Genomic DNA, 21574 nt, shown 5'->3' with positions numbered 1-21574 from the left:
ATCTGGTAAACAATAAGTAGAGTGTAGGTTTGTGGAAAATTTATAAAATATAATAAGTTATATGGGTTTTTAGAATTTTTTGATCATGTAACTGTATGTTCACATTTTAGTTTGATAGTCAATTCCGATTTAAATAGTCATAAAGAAAAGCGGCTAAATTAAATTAGCCGCTTTTTGATTTTTGCTTCGGTGTTAAGCTTCTGACAATGTTGCTTTATGTTCGTCCTCATCATCGTCATCAGCAGAATCCATGCCTAGCTCTTTTAACTTTCTGGTTAGGGTGTTACGACCCCAACCTAACAGCTCGGCTGCATGACGTTTGCGCCCACGAGTTTGCTGTAGTGCTGCATTAATTAAGGTGCGCTCAAACATTGGAGTAGCAATGTCTAAAATCTTCATTTCACCATTTTTAAGTTTTTGAATTGCCCATTGGCTTAGTAGCTCATCCCAATGGTGCAAAGAAATACGTTCAAAAGATGGTGCTGGTTGACTAGTCTCACTACTTTTTTGGAGTGGAACCTGTTTAAGCTCAGAAGGTAAATCTTCTGGATAAACCTCACGACCAGTAATCATGACGGTTAACCAACGGCAGGTATTCTCAAGCTGACGAACATTACCAGGCCATGGTAATTGTTGCATATAGTCCGTTGTTTCAGTATGTAAAATCTTTGGACTTACACCTAGCTCTTTACCCGCGCGAGCCAAGAAATGTTGAGCTAGCATCGGGATGTCTTCACTGCGATGCGCAAGCTTCGGAATATGAATTCGAATAACATTTAGACGGTGGTATAAGTCTTCACGAAAACGACCTTCATTCACCAGTTTTTCTAAGTCTTGATGGGTTGCCGCCACGATTCGAACATCAACTTTAACTGGAATGTGTCCACCAACCCGGTAAAACTCCCCATCTGCGAGCACACGTAACAATCGTGTCTGGGTTTCAAATGGCATGTCACCAATTTCATCAAGGAAGAGAGTTCCACCATTTGCTTGTTCAAAGCGGCCTTGATGTTGGGTGTTTGCACCCGTGAAAGCACCTTTTTCATGACCAAATAATTCCGTTTCTATTAAATCTTTAGGAATTGCTGCCATGTTTAAAGCAATAAAAGGCTTAGCGCGTCGTGGAGAATGTTTATGTAAAGCATGCGCAACCAGTTCTTTACCTGTGCCTGATTCACCATTAATTAAAACGGTAATATGCGACTGAGATAAACGACCAATCGCTCGGAAAACCTCTTGCATAGCAGGAGATTCGCCAATAATTTCTGTTGATTGTAGTGGTGAAGCTGTTTTTGTTGCTTCTTGCTGCTGCAATTTATTGATATGCAAAATCGCTCGATTGACTAAAGCTAAAGCTTCATCAATATCAAATGGCTTTGGTAAATACTCAAATGCACCAGTCTGATAGCTTGATACAGCAGACTCTAAGTCCGAATGCGCTGTCATAATGATAACAGGCAAGTCGGGGTGAGAGTTTTTCACTTTAGATAAGAAAGTTAACCCATCAATACCTGGCATACGAATGTCAGTTAAGATGACATCGGGCGCATCATGATGTAAACGTTCAAGTGCTGTTTGAGCTTCTTCAAAATTGGTGACGTCAAATCCTTCTTCTTTAAAGGTCTTTTCAAGTACCCATCGCATGGCGCGATCGTCATCAATAACCCATATTTTATTTCGCGACACGGTCTGACTCCCAAGGTAAATATAAGCTAAACATTGTTTTTCCAGGAACTGATTGGCATTCAATCATTCCGTTATGTTGATGCATGATGTTCTGTGCAATACTCAGGCCAAGCCCTGTGCCTTTTGCTCGTCCTGTAACCAAAGGATAGAACACAGACTCTAAAATGCTTTCGGGAATACCCGGTCCATTGTCTTCAATATCGACTCGTACAGCAGAGCGGTTGAGTACTCCATTAATGGTGACTAGACGTTGAATACGGGTACGTAAAATTAATTCAGGCTCTTGATCTGTAAAAAATGATTTATTTTCTGTAATAGCTTGAATGGCATTAACGCTAATATTGAGCATGACTTGAATGAGTTGGTCGCGATCGGCTTTTACATCGGGTAAAGACAAATCATAATCACGCGTAATTTTGATTTTTTTCTTGGTCTGATTTGCGATTAAAGAGCGTACCCGTTCTAGAGGTTCATGCACATTTACATTTTCATAACTTGGTAGTTGTCTTGAGCCCAACATGGTGTCGGCCAAATTGGTGAGACGATCTACCTCGTTAATAATGATATCCGTAAATTCAGCATAGCTCTCGTCATTTAAACTACGAGCAAGTAACTGAGTTGCCCCCCGAATACCAGCCAGAGGGTTTTTAATTTCGTGAGCAACGCCTCGAACCAGTTGTCTAGCCACTTGATGTTGTTGAATTAAGTTTTCTTCCTTAGAAATTTTCAACATACGATCAATAGGATTTAACTCAATAAGTAAGAGCGGGTGGTAGCTTTTACCTGCATTTAATTGCGAGACCGTATAATCCACATGTAAATCTTTAAAATTGACATTAATGATGGCTTCACGACGTGTATAAGGTTGTCCCGTTTTTAACGTGTTCAATAGGGCTTCATGCGTATTAAAGGTATCATCAGGTGCATGAAGTAAATTTAAAACCGGTTGTCCAGAAGCGCGAAGCAAACTAATGTCAAAAAGTGCTTCACAAGCGGAATTCAAATAAAAAATATTAAAGTTACTATCGATTAATAAAATCGCAGTAGTTAAATTGTCTACCAATAGGCGATAGTCGATAGGTGTGTGTTGATCCATTAGCGAATCGTTCCTGTCTTAAAATGGCGCAATGGCATCTTCATTGGTTATCGGTTTTCACCGTTATAGAACATGATTGATGCAAAATGTACGCCAACTTTGTTTATGGTTTATTTTAAGGTTTTAAGCGTAGTTAAAGCGCTCTAAAATCGTTCTTAATATCTTTTGGTCAAAAATATAGATGTATGCACCAATAATATCATGATCCAACTTGGTGCAATATTGAGTTTTGGTGCAAATATTGGTTGTATTTTGGTGCATTACACAAAGAGTGGGGTTTCCACCTATGCTTGAGACGAGAAAAGACATACAATACGCGCATTCAAGTGGAGCGCAGATTCATGAAGACCCCCAAAGTCGGTTTTGTTTCTTTAGGTTGTCCTAAGGCATTGGTAGATTCTGAACGAATTTTAACTCAGTTAAAGACTGAAGGTTATCAAGTTGCATCAGATTATGATGGTGCTGATTTAGTTGTTGTTAATACCTGTGGTTTTATTGAATCTGCAGTACAAGAATCTTTAGATGCAATTGGCGAAGCCATGAGTGAAAATGGCCGAGTTATTGTGACAGGCTGTTTAGGTAAAGACGAAGATAAAATTCGTCAAATGCACCCTAATGTTCTAAAAGTTACTGGTGCAGCAGCTTATCAAGACGTTATGGAAGCTGTACATGAATATGTCCCAGCACCGCCTAAACATAATCCGTTTATTGACCTTGTTCCTGAGCAAGGTATCCGTTTAACACCGAAACATTATGCTTATTTAAAAATATCTGAAGGCTGTAACCACCGTTGTACCTTCTGTATTATCCCGAGCATGCGCGGTGATTTAGTATCACGTCCGGTTGGAAGCGTATTAGAAGAAGCTGCTGCGTTAAAACGTGCAGGTGTAAAAGAAATCTTGGTCATTTCCCAAGATACCTCAGCTTATGGCGTAGACACCAAATATAAGCTCGATTTCTGGAATGGACAGCCCGTAAAAACCAAATTCTTTGACATGTGTGAAGCACTTGGTCAGCTTGGAATTTGGGTTCGCTTACATTATGTATATCCATATCCACATGTTGATGCAGTAATCGATTTAATGGCTCAAGGTAAAATCTTGCCATACCTCGATATTCCATTCCAGCATGCAAGCCCACGCGTTCTTAAATTAATGAAACGTCCGGCGCATAGTGAGAATACATTAGAAAAAATTAAATTATGGCGCGAAAAATGCCCGGATCTTGTGATTCGTTCTACTTTCGTGGTTGGCTTTCCAGGCGAAACTGAAGAAGACTTCCAGATTTTGCTCGATTGGTTGGTTGAAGCTCAACTTGATCGTGTAGGCTGCTTTACCTATTCACCAGTAGAAGGCGCTACGGCAAATGATTTACCAGATCATGTGCCAGAAGAAATTAAGCAAGAGCGTTACGAGCGCTTTATGCAAGTGCAGCAACAAATCTCTGCTGCCAAATTACAAAAACGTATTGGTCAAACGATGACTGTATTGGTCGATAGTTTGGAAGATGAATATCCTGTTGCTGTTGCACGTTCTTATGCCGATGCTCCGGAAATTGACGGTAATGTCTTTGTAGAAGATATCGATAAGAGCACTATTCAACCAGGCGATATGTTGGAAGTCGAAATTACCGATGCGGATGAATACGACTTATTTGCAAAGTTAATTAAAATTAAATCGGTCTAATCGAATCGCGATTCAAAAAGCATTCAGTTTAAGAGGTCTTGGAGCAAAATCATGGCGGAAACAATCAGCCCCCGTTATTCACGAATTTTATTAAAATTATCTGGTGAAGCTTTATCAGGTAATAAAGATATGGGTATTGATGCTCAAGTTTTAGATCAGATGTCACTTTCTATTGCACATTTGGTTGGCTTGGGTGTGCAAGTAGGTATCGTTGTGGGTGGCGGTAACTTATATCGTGGTAGCCAGTTACAAAAAGACGGTTTGGTTGGCCGTGTAACAGGTGATCAGATGGGGATGCTTGCAACTGTTATGAATGGTTTGGCAATGCGTGATGCATTGGTGCGCCGTAATATCAGAACTCGTCTTATGTCAGCGCTACCAATCGGTACTGTTGTAGAGTCTTACTCAAGTCGTGATGCGATTCGTCATTTAAGCCAAGGCGAAGTGTGCGTTTTCGTAGCAGGAACAGGAAATCCATTCTTTACAACTGATACAGCAGCATGTTTACGTGGTATTGAAATTGAAGCAAATTTAATTTTGAAAGCGACCAAAGTAGACGGTGTTTATAATAAAGATCCAAGCAAATACGAAGATGCAGTGAAATATGACCATTTAACATTTGACCAAGTGTTAGATGAAAAACTGGGTGTTATGGATTTAACGGCAATTTGCTTATGCCGTGACCATAATGTTCCATTGCAAGTATTTGATATGAATAAATCTGGTGCGCTTTTATCAGTGGTAATGGGTGAAAAAGAGGGTACACGCGTTACTAAATAATGTACGTGTGCCGTAAAGCTCTTTATACTAGCGCTAAATTAAATTTGTTATATACATCCTTGAATAAATAAGTAAGGAAGATCATATGATTAACGATCTGAAAAAAGACAGCGAACAGCGTATGTTAAAAACTCTTGAGTCTTTGGAACAAGGGTTTGCTAAAGTTCGTACCGGCCGTGCACACCCATCAATTTTAAATGGGGTAATGGTTCCTTACTATGGTTCTGATGTGCCTTTAAACCAAGTAGCGAACGTTGGTGTTGAAGATTCTCGTACGCTTATCGTTCAACCATTTGAGCGTACGATGGTTGCTGCAATTGATAAAGCAATTCGTGAAAGTGATTTAGGTTTAAATCCTATTACTGCTGATTCAATCCGTGTACCTTTACCAGCTTTAACTGAAGAAACACGTCGTGATATGCAGAAAATCGCTCGTAGTGAAGCTGAAAATGCGAAAGTTGCTATCCGTAATATTCGTCGTGATGTATTAGGTGATATTAAGGCATTGTTAAAAGAGAAAGAAATTTCTGAAGATGATGAGCGTCGTGCAGGCGATGATATCCAAAAAATCACTGATAAATATGTTGCAGAAGTAGACAAGCGTCTAGCAGCGAAAGAAGCAGAATTGATGAAGGTCTAATTTTTATGACCGATTCAGAAGAGTATCATCTTCCTCAGCATGTTGCCATCATCATGGATGGCAACAATCGCTTTGCAAAGAAAAATCAAATGCAAAAAGGCGATGGGCACAGAGAAGGTAAAAATGTTCTTGACCCTATTGTTGAACATTGTGTTAAAACTGGCGTTCGTGCTTTAACTGTTTTTGCATTTTCGAGTGAAAATTGGAATCGACCACAATATGAAGTCGATCTGCTTATGAAACTTCTTGAAGAAACGATTCATGAGCAAATACCTCGCATGAAGAAATTCAATATTGCTTTGCGCTTTATAGGGGATCGTTCCCGATTACCTTCACATTTAGTTGCCTTAATGGAAGATGCAGAGCAACAAACAGCACATCATTACGCCATGACATTAACTATTGCAGTAAGCTATGGTGGTATGTGGGATATTGCAAATGCAGCTAAGCAGGTTGCTCAAGCAGTTTCCCGTGGCGAAATTGACGCTGATCAAATAAATGTTGATTTGTTCGAAAAATATGTCAGTCTAAACGATCTGCCAGCTGTGGACTTGTTGATCCGTACAGGTGGAGATTTCCGTATATCTAACTTCTTGTTATGGCAAGCAGCTTATGCGGAGCTGTATTTTACGGATACTTTGTGGCCGGAATTTACAGTGGAAGAATTCGACCATGCATTGAATGTCTTTTCAGGGCGTGAACGTCGTTTCGGTAAAACATCTGAACAAATTCAGCAAGAGAAAATCGAGAAATTATAATGTTAGAGCGGATTGTTACCGCATTGGTACTTGTTGCAGTTGTTTTGGGCTGTATGTTTGCTACGCAATCACATTATCCAATGTTGGTACTTATGATTGTAGCAGCAGGAGTTGCGGGGTATGAATGGTATAAGTTAATGCCTCGGGAAGTTGGTGCAGTAGTAAAACCTAAAGCTTGGGGTTATGGTCTACTTGTTGCCTTTGTTTCTGGTGTTGCCTTATTCTTTCATGACATTGCTTTACTGTTATGGTCTGCTTCAATTTTAACTTGGCTCGTTAGTGTTTATTGGGTTAAGTCTTTTCCTGAATTCGATGGGTGGTATAACGCGACCCTATATGTCATTGGTTTGATTCTTATCTGTGCAGCAGTGACTGCAATCTTTGTAGTATGGCAAAGCTCACCATGGTGGTTGATGTATTTGTTCTTGCTTGTGTGGGGTGCAGATAGTGGAGCTTACTTTGTAGGCCGTAAATTCGGTAAAAGAAAATTGGCGCCTACAGTAAGTCCTAATAAATCAGTAGAAGGTTTATATGGCGGTATTCTCACTACAATTATTGTAATGCTTGTGGTGCAATATCAATATTTAAACCTAACTTGGGTTCAACAACTTCTATTCTTGATTTTGTCTTTAATTACAGTGTTCGGTTCAGTATTAGGTGATTTATTTGAATCAATGATCAAACGCCGTGCTGGTATTAAAGACTCTGGCCGTGTTTTGCCAGGTCATGGTGGTGTATTGGACCGTATTGATTCTTTACTCGCAGCAGCCCCGATTTTTGCAACGGGAATGTATATATTAAAGCTTATTGGTGTAGATTTATAGATGACACAATCTGTTTGCATATTGGGTGTAACCGGTTCTATTGGACAAAGTACCTTAAAAATTTTAGGTCAACATCCAGATAAGTATTCAGTCTTTGCAGTTTCGGCGCATAGTCGAATTTCTGAACTTGTTGAAATCTGCAAACAGTTTCGACCTAAAGTTGTTGTTGTTCCTGAACAGAAAATAGCTGAACTAAAAACACTATTTGCTCAGCAAAATATATCGGCTATTGATGTTTTAGCTGGGCAAGAGGGTTTAGTCGATATCGCATCTCATACAGATGTGGATATTGTTATGGCTGCAATTGTAGGGGCAGCTGGGCTGTTGCCAACTTTAGCGGCTGTTAAGGCAGGTAAAAGAGTACTACTTGCCAACAAAGAAGCATTAGTTATGTCTGGTGAAATCATGATGCAAGCTGCTCGTGATCATCAGGCATTGTTATTGCCAGTTGATTCGGAACATAATGCAATTTTCCAATCATTGCCTCATAATTATTTACAAGCAGATAGAACAGGGCAACCACAGCTAGGTGTATCTAAAATATTGCTTACAGCATCTGGTGGTCCTTTTTTAAATCATTCCCTAGAACAATTGGTTCATGTAACACCGCAACAAGCATGTAAACATCCAAACTGGTCAATGGGACAAAAAATTTCGGTTGACTCGGCTACTCTTATGAATAAAGGGTTAGAGTTAATTGAGGCTTGTCATTTATTTTCAATATCTGAACATTTTGTTACAGTTGTTGTTCATCCACAAAGTATCATTCACTCTATGGTGCAGTATGTTGATGGCTCAACATTAGCACAAATGGGTAACCCGGATATGTGTACTCCGATTGCACATGCATTGGCATGGCCTGAGCGTTTACAAACTAAAGTTCCTGCTTTAGATTTATTTGAGTATTCTCAACTTAATTTTCAGGCACCGGATACCCAAAAATTTCCTGCATTAAATTTGGCTAGACAAGCAATGCGTGCGGGAGGTTTGGCACCAACCATTTTGAATGCAGCTAATGAAATTGCAGTTGAAGCATTCTTAATGGAAAGGATTGGATTTACAAGTATTCCGCAAGTGGTAGAGCATACTTTGGAAAAATTAGAGAATGCAGCGGCTGAAAGCATCGAGTGCATTTTAGATAAAGATAAAGTGGCCCGATCTGTAGCTCAGCAATATATATCAAGTATTGGAGGCTGAAATGAATGCACTGTTTATGATTGCAGCGGCAGCTCTTTTACTTGGGCCTCTAATTGCAATCCATGAGTTTGGCCATTACTGGGTTGCGCGAAAACTTGGTGTTAAAGTTTTAGTTTACTCAATTGGGTTTGGACCAACTTTACTGAAATGGACGTCTAAGAAGTCTGGTATTAAATATCAGCTTTCTGCCTTACCTTTAGGCGGCTATGTCAAAATGTTGGACGAGCGAGAAGGTAATGTGGCAGAACAAGATCTACCATATGCTTTTAACCGGCAAAAACCGTGGAAACGTATAGCGATTGTTGCTGCTGGACCATTAATTAACTTGATTTTTGCCGTACTCCTCTTTTGGATTTTGTTTTTACCAGCCCAAGAACAATTAAATACTAAAATTGGCAAAATTATTCCAAACTCTCCAGCTGCAGCAGCCCAGTTACATGTAGGTGACAAAATTATTGCTGTTGATGGGAAAGAGACAACAACATGGGAAAAGCTAAACTTTGCTTTGATTGATCGAGTTGGGGAAACAGGTACTGTAAATATTGATGTGGACCGTGCTGGTTCCGAAAAAAATTTTGTATTACCAATTAAAGATTTTTTAAAAAATCAAAATGAATCTGCACTGGACGTATTAGGTTTCTTACCTTATCGACCTGTGATTCCTGCTGTTGTAACAGAGTTAACGGAAGATGGTGCGGCGATTCGTCAAGGGATGAAAGTGGGCGATCGTATTGTTGCGATTGATGGCCAGCCTATGAAAGATTGGTTCGACGTGGTAGAAGTTGTCCAGCGTTCCCCAGAAAAGTTACTTAAGATTGATGTCTTACGTCATGAACAACTAGTACATTTACAAGTTATGCCACAAGGTAAGCGTGATAGCATGGGGCAGGTAAATGGAGTACTTGGTGTAAAAAGTGATGCTGGAAAAATTACAATTCCTGACGAATATAAGCAAACAATTCAATATACTCCAATACAAGCTTTTGAAATGGCACTTGATAAAACTGGCCAAATCTCTAGCATGATTTTGAACTCAATAGTAAAAATGGTTAAGGGACTAATTGGATTAGAAAATCTTTCTGGGCCAATTACCATTGCAAAAGTAGCTGGCCAAAGTGCAGAAATGGGTTGGGAAACCTTTATCTCTTTTATGGCTTTAATGAGTGTAAGTCTTGGAATTTTAAACTTATTACCAATTCCAATGTTAGATGGTGGTCATCTAGTGTATTACATTATTGAATCTATTCGTGGGAAGCCTGTTTCTGAACAAATACAAATGTTTGGTCTAAAAATTGGTATGGTACTGCTCGGTAGTATGATGCTTTTAGCTTTATTTAATGACTTTATGCGTTTGTAAACGTATATGGATTTATAACTTACTGGAAAAAACTGGCATGCGGCACACACATTTTTTAATGCCTTTGGCACTTGTTAGCGCTATGGCAGCGGTACAACAAGCATATGCAGCTGATGATTTCGTTGTTAGAGATATTCGTGTAAACGGGTTGGTCCGTCTTACCCCTGCAAATGTTTATACCATGTTGCCAATCAACAGTGGCGATCGCGTTAATGAACCGATGATCGCCGAAGCAATTCGAACATTGTATGCCACTGGACTTTTTGATGATATTAAAGCATCAAAAGAAAATGATACTTTGGTTTTTAATGTTATTGAGCGCCCAATTATTTCAAAGCTTGAATTTAAGGGTAATAAACTTATTCCTAAAGAGGCTTTAGAACAAGGCCTTAAAAAAATGGGTATTGCTGAGGGTGAGGTTTTTAAGAAATCTGCTTTGCAAACCATTGAGACAGAATTAGAGCAACAATATACTCAACAAGGCCGTTACGATGCTGATGTTACAGTTGATACAGTTGCTCGTCCAAATAACCGCGTTGAATTAAAAATTAATTTTAATGAAGGAACGCCGGCAAAAGTCTTTGATATTAATGTAATTGGTAATACTGTTTTTAAAGACAGTGAAATTAAACAAGCATTTGCAGTTAAAGAAAGTGGTTGGGCTTCTGTAGTCACACGTAATGACCGTTATGCACGTGAAAAAATGGCTGCAAGCCTTGAAGCTTTACGTGCCATGTACCTTAACAAAGGCTATATTAATTTTAATATTAATAATTCCCAACTCAATATTAGTGAAGATAAAAAGCATATCTTTATTGAGGTTGCTGTTGATGAAGGTAGCCAGTTTAAATTTGGTCAAACTAAATTCTTAGGTGATGCACTTTATAAACCTGAAGAATTACAAGCATTAAAAATTTATAAAGATGGTGATACCTATTCACAAGAAAAGGTAAATGCGGTTAAGCAATTACTCTTACGTAAGTATGGTAATGCAGGTTATTACTTTGCAGATGTAAATATTGTGCCGCAGATTAATAATGAAACTGGAGTTGTTGACTTAAATTATTACGTGAACCCAGGTCAGCAAGTTACCGTACGCCGTATTAATTTTACTGGTAATAGTAAAACTTCTGATGAAGTATTACGTCGTGAAATGCGTCAGATGGAAGGTGCATTAGCGAGCAATGAAAAAATTGACTTATCTAAAGTTCGTTTAGAGCGTACAGGTTTCTTTAAAACAGTTGATATTAAACCTGCTCGTATTCCAAACTCTCCAGACCAAGTTGACTTAAACGTAAATGTTGAAGAACAACATTCAGGTACTACTACATTAGCGGTCGGTTATTCGCAAAGTGGTGGTATTACGTTCCAAGCAGGACTTAGTCAAACTAACTTTATGGGTACAGGTAACCGAGTTGCAATTGACTTATCTCGTTCTGAAACTCAAGACTATTACAACTTAAGTGTTACTGACCCTTACTTTACAATTGATGGAGTAAGCCGCGGTTATAATGTCTATTATCGTAAAACGAAGCTGAATGATGACTATAACGTTAATAACTATGTAACGGATAGTTTTGGTGGTAGTTTAAGTTTTGGTTATCCAATTGACGAAAATCAAAGTTTAAGTGCTTCGGTGGGCGTTGATAACACTAAAGTAACCACAGGTCCTTATGTTTCTACATATGTACGTGATTATTTATTGGCAAATGGCGGTAAGGCAACTAGTAAAGGTACATATTGCCCAACAGATGCAAATGGTAATTCTCAATATGATACCGAGAAGGGGGAATGTAAGGTCCCCGAAGAAACATATGATAATGCTTTTGAAGGGGAATTCTTTACTTATAACTTGAACTTGGGTTGGTCTTATAACACTTTAAACAGACCAATTTTCCCAACGTCAGGTATGTCTCATCGTGTAGGTCTTGAAATTGGTTTACCAGGTAGTGATGTTGATTATCAAAAAGTAACTTATGATACTCAAGCATTTTTCCCTATCGGCAGTACCGGCTTTGTGCTACGTGGTTATGGTAAGTTAGGTTATGGTAATGATTTGCCATTCTATAAAAACTTCTATGCAGGCGGTTACGGTTCTGTTCGAGGCTATGACAACAGTACCCTAGGACCTAAATATCCAAGTGTAAATCTACAAGAAACTAAGCAAAATGATAGTTCTCCTGAAGAAGTAGGTGGCAATGCTCTGGTCCAATTTGGTACAGAGTTAGTTTTACCAATGCCATTTAAAGGTGACTGGACTCGACAAGTACGTCCTGTTCTTTTTGCTGAAGGCGGTCAGGTTTTTGATACTAAATGTAATATTGATAACTCTGTTTATGGCAACAAAGGTATGAAGATTAATGGCCAGACCATTACGGATGTTAGAAAATATTGTGAAGATAATTATGGATTTGATTTAGGTAACTTACGTTATAGTGTGGGTGTTGGTGTAACCTGGATTACCATGATTGGTCCATTGTCACTTAGCTATGCATTCCCGTTAAATGATAAACCGGGTGATGAAACTAAAGAAATCCAGTTTGAAATTGGTCGTACTTTCTAAGTACGATCTTTTTGCATAACGAAATAAGGAAAGAGATTTACATGAATAAATTAAATAAATTAATGTTAGGGTTAGGCCTGACAGTAGCTTCAGTAGCAGCTAATGCAGCTGGTTATGGGGTAATTGATCTTGCTAAAGTTGTTGAAAGTAGTACTTATTTGAAACAGCAAAATGCAAGCTTAAACCAGTCTGTGAAACCAACTACAACTAAGCTTGAGCAATTAGGTAAAGAGTTAGAAGGGCTTCAACGTCAAGCACAGACTCAAGGCCAAAAAATGAAAGAAGATGAGATTAAAAAATTACAATCTCAGTATCAATCGAAATTAAATGAGTTTAATTCAACACAGCAAGGCTTACAGTCAAGAGTTCAAACGAGCTTACAAAGTATGAATACAACTTTTGAGACTAGAGTTAAGCAAGCTGCTGAGCAATTACGAAAAGAAAATAATCTTGACTTTATTTTGAATAAAAATTCGACTGTTGCCTATGACGCTAAGTATGATTTAACTGATAAAATGATACAAAAGGTTAATTCAATGAAATAAATTAATGAAAGCGCAACAATATCGTTTAGATGAATTAGCTCACCTTGTTAAAGGTGAGCTAATTGGTGAAGGTAGTCTTCAATTTTCAAACTTGGCGAGTTTGGAAAATGCAGAGGTTAACCATCTTACTTTTGTGAATGGTGAGAAACATCTTGATCAAGCTAAAGTAAGCCGTGCGGGTGCTTACATTGTTACTGCAGCTTTAAAAGAGCATCTTCCTGAAAAAGATAATTTTATTATTGTTGATAATCCCTATCTTGCGTTTGCAATCCTTACCCATGTATTTGATAAAAAGATTAGCTCAACAGGCATAGAAAGCACTGCCCAAATTCATCCATCTGCTGTTATTTCCGAAACTGCTTATATTGGTCACTATGTGGTTATTGGTGAGAATTGTGTAGTTGGCGATAATACCGTCATTCAGTCACATACCAAACTTGATGATAATGTAGAAGTTGGAAAAGACTGTTTTATTGATTCTCATGTCACTATTACAGGTGGTTCTAAATTACGAGATCGCGTCCGTATTCATTCAAGTACTGTCATTGGTGGAGAAGGTTTTGGTTTTGCTCCATATCAAGGAAAGTGGCATCGTATTGCTCAATTAGGTTCAGTTTTAATTGGAAATGATGTCCGAATTGGATCAAATTGTAGTATTGATAGAGGCGCACTTGATAATACAATTTTGGAAGATGGGGTTATTATTGATAACCTTGTGCAAATTGCACATAACGTCCATATTGGTTCAAATACTGCTATTGCAGCGAAGTGCGGTATTGCTGGAAGTACAAAAATTGGCAAAAACTGTATTCTAGCTGGGGCGTGTGGAGTGGCAGGACACCTTTCAATTGCTGATAATGTGACTTTGACTGGAATGTCAATGGTCACAAAAAATATTTCTGAAGCTGGAACTTACTCTTCGGGAACCGGATTATTTGAAAATAATCATTGGAAAAAGACGATTGTACGCTTGCGACAATTAGCAGATGTGCCATTGACCCAAATCACTAAACGACTTGATCATATACAAGCTCAAATAGAGTCTCTTGAATCAACTTTTAATTTGCGTAAATAGAATATTATGACCGAGTCTACTACACCTAAATTTGCCATCCCTGAATTACCAATGCAGATTCAAACGATTCGTCAATATTTGCCGCATCGTTACCCATTCTTATTGGTTGATCGTGTGACTGAAGTTACTGACAATAGTATTGTTGGTTATAAAAATGTTTCTATCAATGAAGAGTTCCTACAAGGGCATTTCCCAGAATATCCAATTATGCCTGGTGTTCTCATTGTTGAAGCATTAGCTCAAGTTTCAGGCGTTCTTGGTTTTATTATGAACAATGAAACGCCAAAACCAGGTTCATTATTCCTGTTTGCTGGTGCAGAAAGAGTTAGATTTAAAAAACAAGTAGTTGCAGGTGATCAACTTGTATTAAAATCTGAGTTGGTAATGCAGAAGCGCGGTATCTACAAATACAATTGTACAGCTAGCGTTGACGGCATTGTAGCAGCAACCGCTGAGATTATGATTTCACACCAAAAAACAGAGCAGGCATGAGCAATCACGATTTAATCCATTCTACCGCCATTATTGATCCATCTGCAGTGATTGCTTCAGATGTTCAAATAGGACCTTATTGTATTATTGGTCCTCAAGTGACTATTGGTGCTGGTACTAAATTACATTCTCATGTGGTTGTAGGTGGTTTTACCAGAATTGGCCAAAATAACGAAATCTTTCAATTTGCAAGTGTTGGCGAAGTTTGCCAAGACCTCAAATATAAAGGTGAAGAAACGTGGCTTGAAATTGGTAACAATAATCTAATTCGCGAACATTGCAGCTTACATAGAGGTACGGTGCAAGATAATGCATTAACCAAGATAGGTAGTCATAACCTATTAATGGTAAATACACATATTGCACATGATTGTATCGTAGGTGACCATAATATCTTTGCTAATAATGTAGGTGTCGCTGGACATGTACATATTGGTGATCACGTTATTGTGGGTGGTAATTCTGGAATTCATCAATTCTGTAAGATCGATTCTTATAGCATGATTGGTGGGGCTTCTTTGATCCTTAAAGATGTTCCAGCCTATGTGATGGCTTCTGGTAACCCTGCACATGCGTTTGGTATAAATATTGAAGGTATGCGAAGAAAAGGTTGGTCTAAAAATACAATTCAAGGCTTAAGAGAAGCTTATAAATTGATATTTAAATCTGGATTAACTTCTGTTCAAGCTATTGACCAAATTAAAAGTGAAATTTTACCTTCAGTTCCAGAAGCTCAACTCTTGATTGATTCTCTTGAACAATCAGAGCGTGGAATTGTGCGCTAATTAAGAAGACATAAAAAAAGACACTGTTTTAACAGTGTCTTTTTTTATAACTAAATTATTTGTTAAAGAATTTTGCTTCTTCAGATTTTGGATATTGGCTAAGTAACTTGTTCTTGTATTGATTTGCTGACACAGTATTCTTATCAACATCTTTAGCGATACTATAAAGTTGGTACAATGCTCGAGGTGCCTTACTTGAATTTGGGTATTGGTTAGCTACGACATTATAGTTTTTCTTTGCTTCATTATAATTTACTGGATCTGTGGCTAAATGAAACTCGGCTAACCAAAAATAAGCATTACCTGTATAGATACTATTAGGATGGTTTTTTATAAAGTTTTGCATTGGAGCAATTGCTTTTTTAGCACCGCCTTGTTTATACGCATCTAAAGCTACAGTATAAGCAGCTTTTTCTAATTCGAGGGAATTTGACTGGTTTTGCGCAGCAGCTGGTGCTGGTTGAGTAGTGGTTGTTGGTGCGCTAGGCTGCTGCTCAGAAGTTTGTGTGGCTGGTACGGCAGCTACTTTATTACTCTCTGTGGTTTGAGGGGCTGGTGCACTAGCAGGAGTAGTGTTATCGGACGTTGCATTCGAACTATCATCTTGTGTAGCACTGTCAGGGTCAACTTTTTGGTGTAATAATTCTAAACGTTGATCTAAGTCGGTATATCGGTTTGCTAGATCTTTCTTTAATTGCTCAATATCATTAGCTTGTTCTTCAAGCTGACCTCTTAATGTACGAATATCATTTTCTAATTGTTGGTTTTTTTGCATGAGTTCCCAGTTTAAATTTGTAGGAACTGAAATATTGCTTGAAGAAGTATTAGATGCACTACCATCATTTTGACTTAAACCACGAGACTCGATAGGAATATTTGCGTATAGAGAAGTGGTGCTCATTAAGGCAATAAATAATAAAGAATGCTTCTTCATTTGCATGTGTATAAATCCATAATTTTATATAAAAGCCACCTTGACACAGGAATATAAAAAACAATTCTCTAAATATCTAAGGTTTTTCATTGATCAATGCAATTAAAGCAGTTAACTGTTTAAATGCAAGGATAGTTTACAATCTTCAAGCATATTTTATGCAAAATAAGAAAAGAGCATAAGCTCAAGAAATTACATTTTTGGGGTTTAAAGCTATTTTTGCTGAGGAATTAATCAATCGAAACAAAAACTTGCCGAAAAAGGCAGAGAAGGGTTGCAACTCTTTTAAAAATCTCTATACTTTGTTTTGCAATGGTAGCCCCGCTGGTGGCTTCGCAATTGTACTCTGTGAACCCCGCCAGGACCGGAAGGTAGCAACGGTAGCAGATCTATGATGTGCCGAAGTTTTGCTAGTGGGGTTGCCACCATTCTTTTAATCCAATTTTCTTTGGATTGCTTTTAAAATTACATCTAAATCAAATCCTCTATATTGTAAGAATCTGATCTGTTTTGCTTTAAGTTTTGGATCTTTCTCTACAGCTTCTCCAAATTTTTTAACTTTAAGTTGATAAGCCTGTTCTACCCAATCAATTTCTTGAATTTCATCTGCAATTAAATCATTTTCAATTTGTTTAGTTTTTAAAGCTTGTTGAATTCGTTTCGGTCCTTTACCTTTACGAATTTGGCTTGCTAGCATTTGCTCAGCAACACGTTGATCACTCTGGTAATTTTGTTCAGATAACTCCTCAACCAGTTGTTTTACTTCTTCTATATTTTGTGCATAACGAGCTAATTTCTCGATAAGCTCTGCTTTAGAGTAATCTCGGCGAGTGAGTAAAGCAAAAGCATATGAGCGTAAACGTTGGCCAGTAAGAGGAGGGCGCTGCTGAGATTGCTCATCGTTTCTTTTGAACATTTAAAATTCCTTATAAAAAACGCCCCGAAGGGCGTTTTATGACTCAAATATAATTACGATTCTAATAAAAGATCTGGCTCTTCTTCATCTTCAATTTGAACTGCACCATTTGTGCCTGTAGTCAGCAATTGTTCACGGATATTACGTTCAATTTCTTCAGCTATTTGAGTATTTTCTTCAAAATAGCGAATTACATTGTTTTTACCTTGGCCAATTTTATTGCCTTGATATGAATACCATGCACCAGCTTTCTGTACGATATCCTGTTGTACAGCTAAATCTACAAGTTCACCTAGTTGGTTAGTACCTTTACCGTATAGAATTTGGAAAATAGCTTCTTTAAACGGAGGAGCCATTTTGTTCTTAACGACTTTAACTTTAGTTTCTGAACCAACAATTTCATCGCCTTCTTTTACTTGACCGATACGACGAATATCTAAACGAACTGAAGCGTAGAATTTAAGAGCGTTACCACCAGTGGTAGTTTCTGGGCTACCAAACATAACACCAATTTTCATACGAATCTGGTTAATGAAGATAACCATACAGTTTGAACGTTTAGCATTACCCGTAATTTTACGAAGTGCCTGGCTCATAAGACGCGCTTGTAGACCCATATGAGAGTCGCCCATCTCACCTTCGATTTCTGCTTTAGGTGTAAGTGCAGCTACCGAGTCCACAACGATTAAATCAATTGCGCCTGAACGGACAAGCATGTCAGCAATTTCAAGTGCTTGCTCACCATTGTCGGGTTGTGAAACAAGTAGGTTATCAATATCTACACCAAGTTTGCGTGCATATTGAGGGTCTAGGGCGTGCTCAGCATCAATGAAGGCACATGTACCACCAGATTTTTGACATTGAGCAATTGCTTGCAATGTCATTGTGGTTTTACCAGAAGATTCAGGACCATAAATTTCGATAATACGGCCTTTTGGTAAACCACCAATCCCCAATGCGATGTCTAAAGTTAAAGAACCTGTAGATACGGCTTCAACTGCTTGAACAGTGTTATCACCAAGACGCATAACCGTATTTTTACCAAATTGCTTCTCAATTTGGCTCAAAGCGGCTTGTAATGCTTTGCTTTTATTCTCATCCATCTCAAAAACCTCAATACTCTATGTTCATCACGTTTAACCCAAGTGGATGCATTGAATCTCAACTTGTTTCACAGGGCTAATAGTGACAGATTTTTTCTCTAGCTTCTATATATTGTATATGTGAGTGCGACACAACTCGACGTTTTTATTCATCATTATAAGACCAGTGATCTTCATAATGTTGATCATTATCCTGTTTAAACCGATTGATTTGTCGCCGATCTTTCTTGCTTGGTCTATGGTCAGGTCGTGCTAGATTATGCAATTTTCGTTGGGAAGCAATCAACTCCCGTCTTGCAATACTTACTTCTGTTTCTTCATAAAGTTGTTGTGCAACAGGGGCCGGTCCTCGGGTATTGGAGAGCGCTTTAACAACAACTGTTTTTTTATCGAAACCTTGTTGAACAACGAGCTCCATACCGACACGAATTTCTTTAGAAACTTTTACACGTTCATTATTGTGATGTACTTTACCCCCTTCAATTGCAGCTTTAGCAATAGAACGGGTTTTAAAAAAACGTGCTGCCCACAACCATTTGTCGACACGCATGGTTTCTACAGCATCGTCTTCACGCAATTTTGACATCATTATCCTTTCTATCAATTTGATTCAAAATAGACAGTAGCTCTGTAAGCTGACCTAGAGCTTTATACTCTAAATCTTGTGGCTGTCTTATACTCTTAAGACTTGAGGGCTGTAAGATAGTAAACAAGTGTCTTATACCAAATTTTTCTGCAGTTTTTAAAACAGGAAGAGTGTCATCTAAAAAAATAGTGCTTTCTGGCGCAAAATAATGCAAGCGTTGCAACTCTTGCCAGAATCGGATGTTTTCTTTTGCGTAACCAATTTGTTCGCTAGATACGATGACTTCAAAAAAATCTTGGATAGGAACGTTATCAAGCTTTAATTTTAGGCTTGCACAGTCAGCATTGGTGACTAGCCAACATTGATAATCTTGTGCTTTTAAAGCGCTGAGCAGCTCCATGCATCCTGACCTCGCTTTAATTTTATGCTGAAATTCTTGCTGGAGCTTTAAAACATCCACACCAGTTGTTTGTGTCCAGAAGTTTGATGAGTACCAAGCAAGGGTATGTTTATGGCTGCGATAAAACTGGTTTAATATTTCTTGACTCTCAGTTAAAGATAGATGATGTGTTTCAGAATGTCTTTTAGGTAAGCATTCGTTCCAGATAAAGTCATCAAAAGCTAAATCTAGTAAAGTTCCATCCATGTCAAACAGCACTACCTTATTCATGTTGCGAACGCTCCAGCTTTAAATATACATGGAAGAAATTAGCTTAAGATTATAAACATTAAAGTCTCAAAAACAGATTGATTTGTTGTTATCTCATCATTTTAAAGTTCTAAAGATATTTTACTTTTGATATATTATTTCAATAATTAATGATAACGAGTGAATTAAAAAATGAAAAATTCTAATTTCTTTGTTGTTTTTATCGGTTCTATTTGTTTTACATTTAGTGCAAATACATTGGCACAAAATACAACTGCAGTTTTTTCACCTAAAAGAGGTGTAGTCTGTGATAAATATATTTGTGCAGATAAAAAGGGAGTTTCCAAATCCTTAACTAATCAATATTTAGGTGCAAAAAAAGCAAAACAAGCTTTTTCACAAGGTGACTTTGATACATCTGCTTTTACTTTTTCTAATGGTGTATTTTGTGATACCACTACTAAATTGTGCCATGTGAATAAATTTTTTGAAAATGGCCATAGAAGTAGAGTAGATAAAAAAATGACTGATAAAATTTTTACAAATAGGTAGTTAGATGAGTTTTAAATTAGTTTTTTGATACTTTTTTGCGTTTCTATACTTTATATGAAATTATCATTATTTAAATATTATTAAAAGTTGGAATAAAAGTGGGATTATATACAATTAGATATGGTTATCGTAACAACAGTTTTTTTATTGCTTCAAACATGGCTGGACAGTTTATTGTGATTGATGCATTAGGAGCAGATTTCCAGATTGGTCATCAAATTTCTTATGAAGGGAGCAAAATAATAAACGAAACATTAAATGATGAAACGGAAGCAAAAGTTCATCTTGAGAGCAACGAAAAAGAAGCTTATGAGTATTTACGGACAATGAAATAATCATCTCGTTATTTTGATTTACATAGGATACGTATTGGCAAACATTTTATAAATTGAACTCTACTTATTTAAAGTTATATTAAAAATCATTTGAATAACAATTTAGAGTAGGCGATGAAAATTGGATTTATTGGAGGAGCCAATGATGGCATTGTGATCAATGCTGCCAATGGTATTGATACTTATAAACTTGAATGGCATTACAAGGCTGAGAAGCATTGTGAAGAACAGCCATCATTAGGGCTAAATGGCCCTGAATATGACTATTACAATTTATTAATTTTGAGAAAAAATAAAGAGGCAAAACTTTTCTACGTTTTAACTACCATGGACAAAGAAGATATTGCGGATAAGATTAATGAGTATTGGGAGCACTCCACCTCTGTAGGTTATGACTTTGATGAGTAGTAACCATTTTAACTCATTGAAATATTTTATTTATATCACTATTTAACTGAATTATAACTCAAGCTTAGGATGATATATTTCATAAAGAACATGCTTTTGTAAGGCATGTTCATCTGGAAGCTTGGGATGATTAAAGTATTTAACTTTGCGCATTCCTAGTCTTTCCATCACGGCTTGAGATGGCTTATTCACTGTTGCTGTGAAAGAAACCACTTTATCTTTATTGAGAATATTAAAGGCATAGTCCAATGCTGCTTTTGCTCCTTCAGTGGCATAACCTTTTTTCCAGTGTTCTGTAGCAATTCTCCATCCAATTTCAATGCAGGGAGAAAAATCAAATTGTTCTGGTTGGTTGTGTAAGCCAATAAAGCCTATAAATTCTTGAGTTTCTTTTAATTCTACCGCCCAAAATCCCCAACCATTTTCATCAATAAGAGCTGATATTCTTTGAATTAAACTTATACTTTCAGTAGCAGATAAAAGCTTTGGGAAAAAACGCATAACATCTTCGTCTAAACCCATTTTGATAAATGGCTCTGAATCAGACTCTTTCCATTGTCTTAAGATTAAACGTTCAGTTTCGATCATAGTAAAAATTCTTTAACGAG

At 37.5% G+C, this 21574-nt stretch carries 23 protein-coding genes and 1 other RNA gene; 16 read left to right on the top strand and 8 right to left on the bottom strand.

Annotated elements, in window-relative coordinates:
* Positions 1–192 precede the first annotated feature (192 nt).
* Together glnG and glnL are read right to left on the bottom strand one after the other, a co-directional pair.
* Positions 193–1686: a nitrogen regulation protein NR(I) gene (gene glnG, locus EGT34_RS03035; RefSeq protein ID WP_000089271.1), complete on the bottom strand. Its 1494-nt coding sequence runs from the start codon at positions 1684–1686 to the stop codon at positions 193–195.
* Entirely contained in the window at positions 1673–2782 is a 1110-nt protein-coding gene (gene glnL, locus EGT34_RS03030) for a nitrogen regulation protein NR(II) (protein WP_000371970.1), read from the bottom strand. The genes glnG and glnL overlap by 14 nt, the downstream gene beginning before the upstream one ends.
* Before the next feature lie 341 nt (positions 2783–3123).
* Here glnL and rimO point away from each other — a divergent pair, with 341 nt between their 5' ends.
* The 12 genes from rimO to lpxA all read left to right on the top strand — a co-directional run bounded on the left by rimO (position 3124) and on the right by lpxA (position 15483).
* Positions 3124–4467 carry a 30S ribosomal protein S12 methylthiotransferase RimO gene (rimO, locus tag EGT34_RS03020; RefSeq protein ID WP_000856678.1) on the top strand — a complete coding sequence of 448 codons (1344 nt, stop codon included), beginning with the start codon at positions 3124–3126 and terminating at the stop codon, positions 4465–4467.
* A gap of 51 nt (positions 4468–4518) precedes the next feature.
* Positions 4519–5247, top strand: a complete 729-nt coding sequence (gene pyrH, locus EGT34_RS03015; protein ID WP_000852257.1) for a UMP kinase — start codon at positions 4519–4521, stop codon at positions 5245–5247.
* Between the two features lie 85 nt (positions 5248–5332).
* Positions 5333–5887 carry a ribosome recycling factor gene (gene frr, locus EGT34_RS03010; RefSeq protein WP_000606428.1) on the top strand — a complete coding sequence of 185 codons (555 nt, stop codon included), beginning with the start codon at positions 5333–5335 and terminating at the stop codon, positions 5885–5887.
* Positions 5888–5892: 5 nt separating this feature from the next.
* Entirely contained in the window at positions 5893–6645 is a 753-nt protein-coding gene (uppS, locus tag EGT34_RS03005) for a polyprenyl diphosphate synthase (RefSeq protein ID WP_000132224.1), read from the top strand.
* Positions 6645–7469, top strand: a complete 825-nt coding sequence (locus tag EGT34_RS03000) for a phosphatidate cytidylyltransferase (RefSeq protein ID WP_000893489.1) — start codon at positions 6645–6647, stop codon at positions 7467–7469. Before uppS ends, EGT34_RS03000 begins: the two co-directional genes overlap by 1 nt.
* The gene (ispC, locus tag EGT34_RS02995; protein WP_000194636.1) at positions 7470–8666 is read left to right on the top strand and encodes a 1-deoxy-D-xylulose-5-phosphate reductoisomerase; all 1197 of its coding nucleotides are present in this window, start codon (positions 7470–7472) and stop codon (positions 8664–8666) included.
* Between the two features lies 1 nt (position 8667).
* Positions 8668–10023 carry an RIP metalloprotease RseP gene (rseP, locus tag EGT34_RS02990; RefSeq protein ID WP_000992587.1) on the top strand — a complete coding sequence of 452 codons (1356 nt, stop codon included), beginning with the start codon at positions 8668–8670 and terminating at the stop codon, positions 10021–10023.
* A gap of 37 nt (positions 10024–10060) precedes the next feature.
* Positions 10061–12586, top strand: coding sequence for an outer membrane protein assembly factor BamA (bamA, locus tag EGT34_RS02985; RefSeq protein WP_002016574.1), 2526 nt, complete (start codon positions 10061–10063; stop codon positions 12584–12586).
* Positions 12587–12627: 41 nt separating this feature from the next.
* The gene (locus EGT34_RS02980; protein ID WP_001037943.1) at positions 12628–13131 is read left to right on the top strand and encodes an OmpH family outer membrane protein; all 504 of its coding nucleotides are present in this window, start codon (positions 12628–12630) and stop codon (positions 13129–13131) included.
* A gap of 4 nt (positions 13132–13135) precedes the next feature.
* Positions 13136–14206, top strand: a complete 1071-nt coding sequence (gene lpxD / locus EGT34_RS02975) for a UDP-3-O-(3-hydroxymyristoyl)glucosamine N-acyltransferase (RefSeq protein ID WP_000647296.1) — start codon at positions 13136–13138, stop codon at positions 14204–14206.
* 6 nt (positions 14207–14212) lie between these two features.
* A complete protein-coding gene (gene fabZ / locus EGT34_RS02970; RefSeq protein ID WP_000140523.1) occupies positions 14213–14698 on the top strand; it encodes a 3-hydroxyacyl-ACP dehydratase FabZ in 486 nt (161 codons plus the stop codon).
* Complete coding sequence (gene lpxA, locus EGT34_RS02965; protein WP_000064875.1) at positions 14695–15483, top strand: acyl-ACP--UDP-N-acetylglucosamine O-acyltransferase; 789 nt, start codon at positions 14695–14697, stop codon at positions 15481–15483. Before fabZ ends, lpxA begins: the two co-directional genes overlap by 4 nt.
* A 55-nt stretch (positions 15484–15538) precedes the next feature.
* Here the strand turns inward: lpxA and EGT34_RS02960 are convergent, their stop codons facing one another.
* Entirely contained in the window at positions 15539–16423 is an 885-nt protein-coding gene (locus EGT34_RS02960) for a YbgF trimerization domain-containing protein (RefSeq protein WP_001178068.1), read from the bottom strand.
* 316 nt (positions 16424–16739) lie between these two features.
* Between EGT34_RS02960 and ffs the strand changes: the two genes are divergently transcribed.
* Positions 16740–16836, top strand: an RNA gene (gene ffs, locus EGT34_RS02955) — signal recognition particle sRNA small type.
* Between the two features lie 14 nt (positions 16837–16850).
* Here the strand turns inward: ffs and EGT34_RS02950 are convergent.
* The 4 genes from EGT34_RS02950 to EGT34_RS02935 form a co-directional block, all read right to left on the bottom strand.
* The gene (locus tag EGT34_RS02950; RefSeq protein WP_000476756.1) at positions 16851–17333 is read right to left on the bottom strand and encodes a regulatory protein RecX; all 483 of its coding nucleotides are present in this window, start codon (positions 17331–17333) and stop codon (positions 16851–16853) included.
* Positions 17334–17386: 53 nt separating this feature from the next.
* Positions 17387–18436, bottom strand: coding sequence for a recombinase RecA (gene recA, locus EGT34_RS02945; RefSeq protein WP_000344169.1), 1050 nt, complete (start codon positions 18434–18436; stop codon positions 17387–17389).
* 145 nt (positions 18437–18581) lie between these two features.
* Entirely contained in the window at positions 18582–19022 is a 441-nt protein-coding gene (locus EGT34_RS02940; protein ID WP_000040959.1) for an RNA-binding S4 domain-containing protein, read from the bottom strand.
* A complete protein-coding gene (locus EGT34_RS02935; RefSeq protein ID WP_001045482.1) occupies positions 19006–19692 on the bottom strand; it encodes an HAD-IA family hydrolase in 687 nt (228 codons plus the stop codon). The genes EGT34_RS02940 and EGT34_RS02935 overlap by 17 nt, the downstream gene beginning before the upstream one ends.
* Positions 19693–19863: 171 nt before the next feature.
* Between EGT34_RS02935 and EGT34_RS02930 the strand changes: the two genes are divergently transcribed.
* The 3 genes from EGT34_RS02930 (at position 19864) to EGT34_RS02920 (ending at position 20966) form a co-directional block, all read left to right on the top strand.
* A complete protein-coding gene (locus EGT34_RS02930) occupies positions 19864–20223 on the top strand; it encodes a YcgJ family protein (RefSeq protein ID WP_000798363.1) in 360 nt (119 codons plus the stop codon).
* A 98-nt stretch (positions 20224–20321) separates the two neighbouring features.
* Positions 20322–20558, top strand: a complete 237-nt coding sequence (locus EGT34_RS02925; protein WP_000525037.1) for a hypothetical protein — start codon at positions 20322–20324, stop codon at positions 20556–20558.
* Between the two features lie 114 nt (positions 20559–20672).
* Positions 20673–20966 carry a hypothetical protein gene (locus EGT34_RS02920; protein WP_000689659.1) on the top strand — a complete coding sequence of 98 codons (294 nt, stop codon included), beginning with the start codon at positions 20673–20675 and terminating at the stop codon, positions 20964–20966.
* A gap of 51 nt (positions 20967–21017) precedes the next feature.
* Here EGT34_RS02920 and EGT34_RS02915 read toward each other — a convergent pair whose 3' ends face one another.
* Positions 21018–21554 (bottom strand): GNAT family N-acetyltransferase, encoded by a 537-nt coding sequence (locus tag EGT34_RS02915; RefSeq protein ID WP_000573225.1) that lies wholly within the window; start codon positions 21552–21554, stop codon positions 21018–21020.
* Positions 21555–21574: the final 20 nt, after the last annotated feature.

Source organism: Acinetobacter sp. FDAARGOS_558 (assembly GCF_003937785.1).
Lineage (GTDB): Bacteria > Pseudomonadota > Gammaproteobacteria > Pseudomonadales > Moraxellaceae > Acinetobacter > Acinetobacter baumannii.
The sequence above is the reverse complement of the archived record's forward strand: the minus strand, read 5'-3'. Positions and strand labels throughout refer to the sequence as shown.

What these genes read in the sequence shown, in the direction of transcription:
- glnL (WP_000371970.1), bottom strand. Translation starts at nt 2,782, where the DNA reads ATGGATCAACACACACCTATCGACTATCGCCTATTGGTAGACAATTTA.
- rimO (WP_000856678.1), top strand. Translation starts at nt 3,124, where the DNA reads ATGAAGACCCCCAAAGTCGGTTTTGTTTCTTTAGGTTGTCCTAAGGCA.
- pyrH (WP_000852257.1), top strand. Translation starts at nt 4,519, where the DNA reads ATGGCGGAAACAATCAGCCCCCGTTATTCACGAATTTTATTAAAATTA.
- frr (WP_000606428.1), top strand. Translation starts at nt 5,333, where the DNA reads ATGATTAACGATCTGAAAAAAGACAGCGAACAGCGTATGTTAAAAACT.
- uppS (WP_000132224.1), top strand. Translation starts at nt 5,893, where the DNA reads ATGACCGATTCAGAAGAGTATCATCTTCCTCAGCATGTTGCCATCATC.
- EGT34_RS03000 (WP_000893489.1), top strand. Translation starts at nt 6,645, where the DNA reads ATGTTAGAGCGGATTGTTACCGCATTGGTACTTGTTGCAGTTGTTTTG.
- ispC (WP_000194636.1), top strand. Translation starts at nt 7,470, where the DNA reads ATGACACAATCTGTTTGCATATTGGGTGTAACCGGTTCTATTGGACAA.
- rseP (WP_000992587.1), top strand. Translation starts at nt 8,668, where the DNA reads ATGAATGCACTGTTTATGATTGCAGCGGCAGCTCTTTTACTTGGGCCT.
- bamA (WP_002016574.1), top strand. Translation starts at nt 10,061, where the DNA reads ATGCGGCACACACATTTTTTAATGCCTTTGGCACTTGTTAGCGCTATG.
- EGT34_RS02980 (WP_001037943.1), top strand. Translation starts at nt 12,628, where the DNA reads ATGAATAAATTAAATAAATTAATGTTAGGGTTAGGCCTGACAGTAGCT.
- lpxD (WP_000647296.1), top strand. Translation starts at nt 13,136, where the DNA reads ATGAAAGCGCAACAATATCGTTTAGATGAATTAGCTCACCTTGTTAAA.
- fabZ (WP_000140523.1), top strand. Translation starts at nt 14,213, where the DNA reads ATGACCGAGTCTACTACACCTAAATTTGCCATCCCTGAATTACCAATG.
- lpxA (WP_000064875.1), top strand. Translation starts at nt 14,695, where the DNA reads ATGAGCAATCACGATTTAATCCATTCTACCGCCATTATTGATCCATCT.
- EGT34_RS02960 (WP_001178068.1), bottom strand. Translation starts at nt 16,423, where the DNA reads ATGCAAATGAAGAAGCATTCTTTATTATTTATTGCCTTAATGAGCACC.
- EGT34_RS02950 (WP_000476756.1), bottom strand. Translation starts at nt 17,333, where the DNA reads ATGTTCAAAAGAAACGATGAGCAATCTCAGCAGCGCCCTCCTCTTACT.
- recA (WP_000344169.1), bottom strand. Translation starts at nt 18,436, where the DNA reads ATGGATGAGAATAAAAGCAAAGCATTACAAGCCGCTTTGAGCCAAATT.
- EGT34_RS02940 (WP_000040959.1), bottom strand. Translation starts at nt 19,022, where the DNA reads ATGTCAAAATTGCGTGAAGACGATGCTGTAGAAACCATGCGTGTCGAC.
- EGT34_RS02935 (WP_001045482.1), bottom strand. Translation starts at nt 19,692, where the DNA reads ATGAATAAGGTAGTGCTGTTTGACATGGATGGAACTTTACTAGATTTA.
- EGT34_RS02930 (WP_000798363.1), top strand. Translation starts at nt 19,864, where the DNA reads ATGAAAAATTCTAATTTCTTTGTTGTTTTTATCGGTTCTATTTGTTTT.
- EGT34_RS02920 (WP_000689659.1), top strand. Translation starts at nt 20,673, where the DNA reads ATGAAAATTGGATTTATTGGAGGAGCCAATGATGGCATTGTGATCAAT.
- EGT34_RS02915 (WP_000573225.1), bottom strand. Translation starts at nt 21,554, where the DNA reads ATGATCGAAACTGAACGTTTAATCTTAAGACAATGGAAAGAGTCTGAT.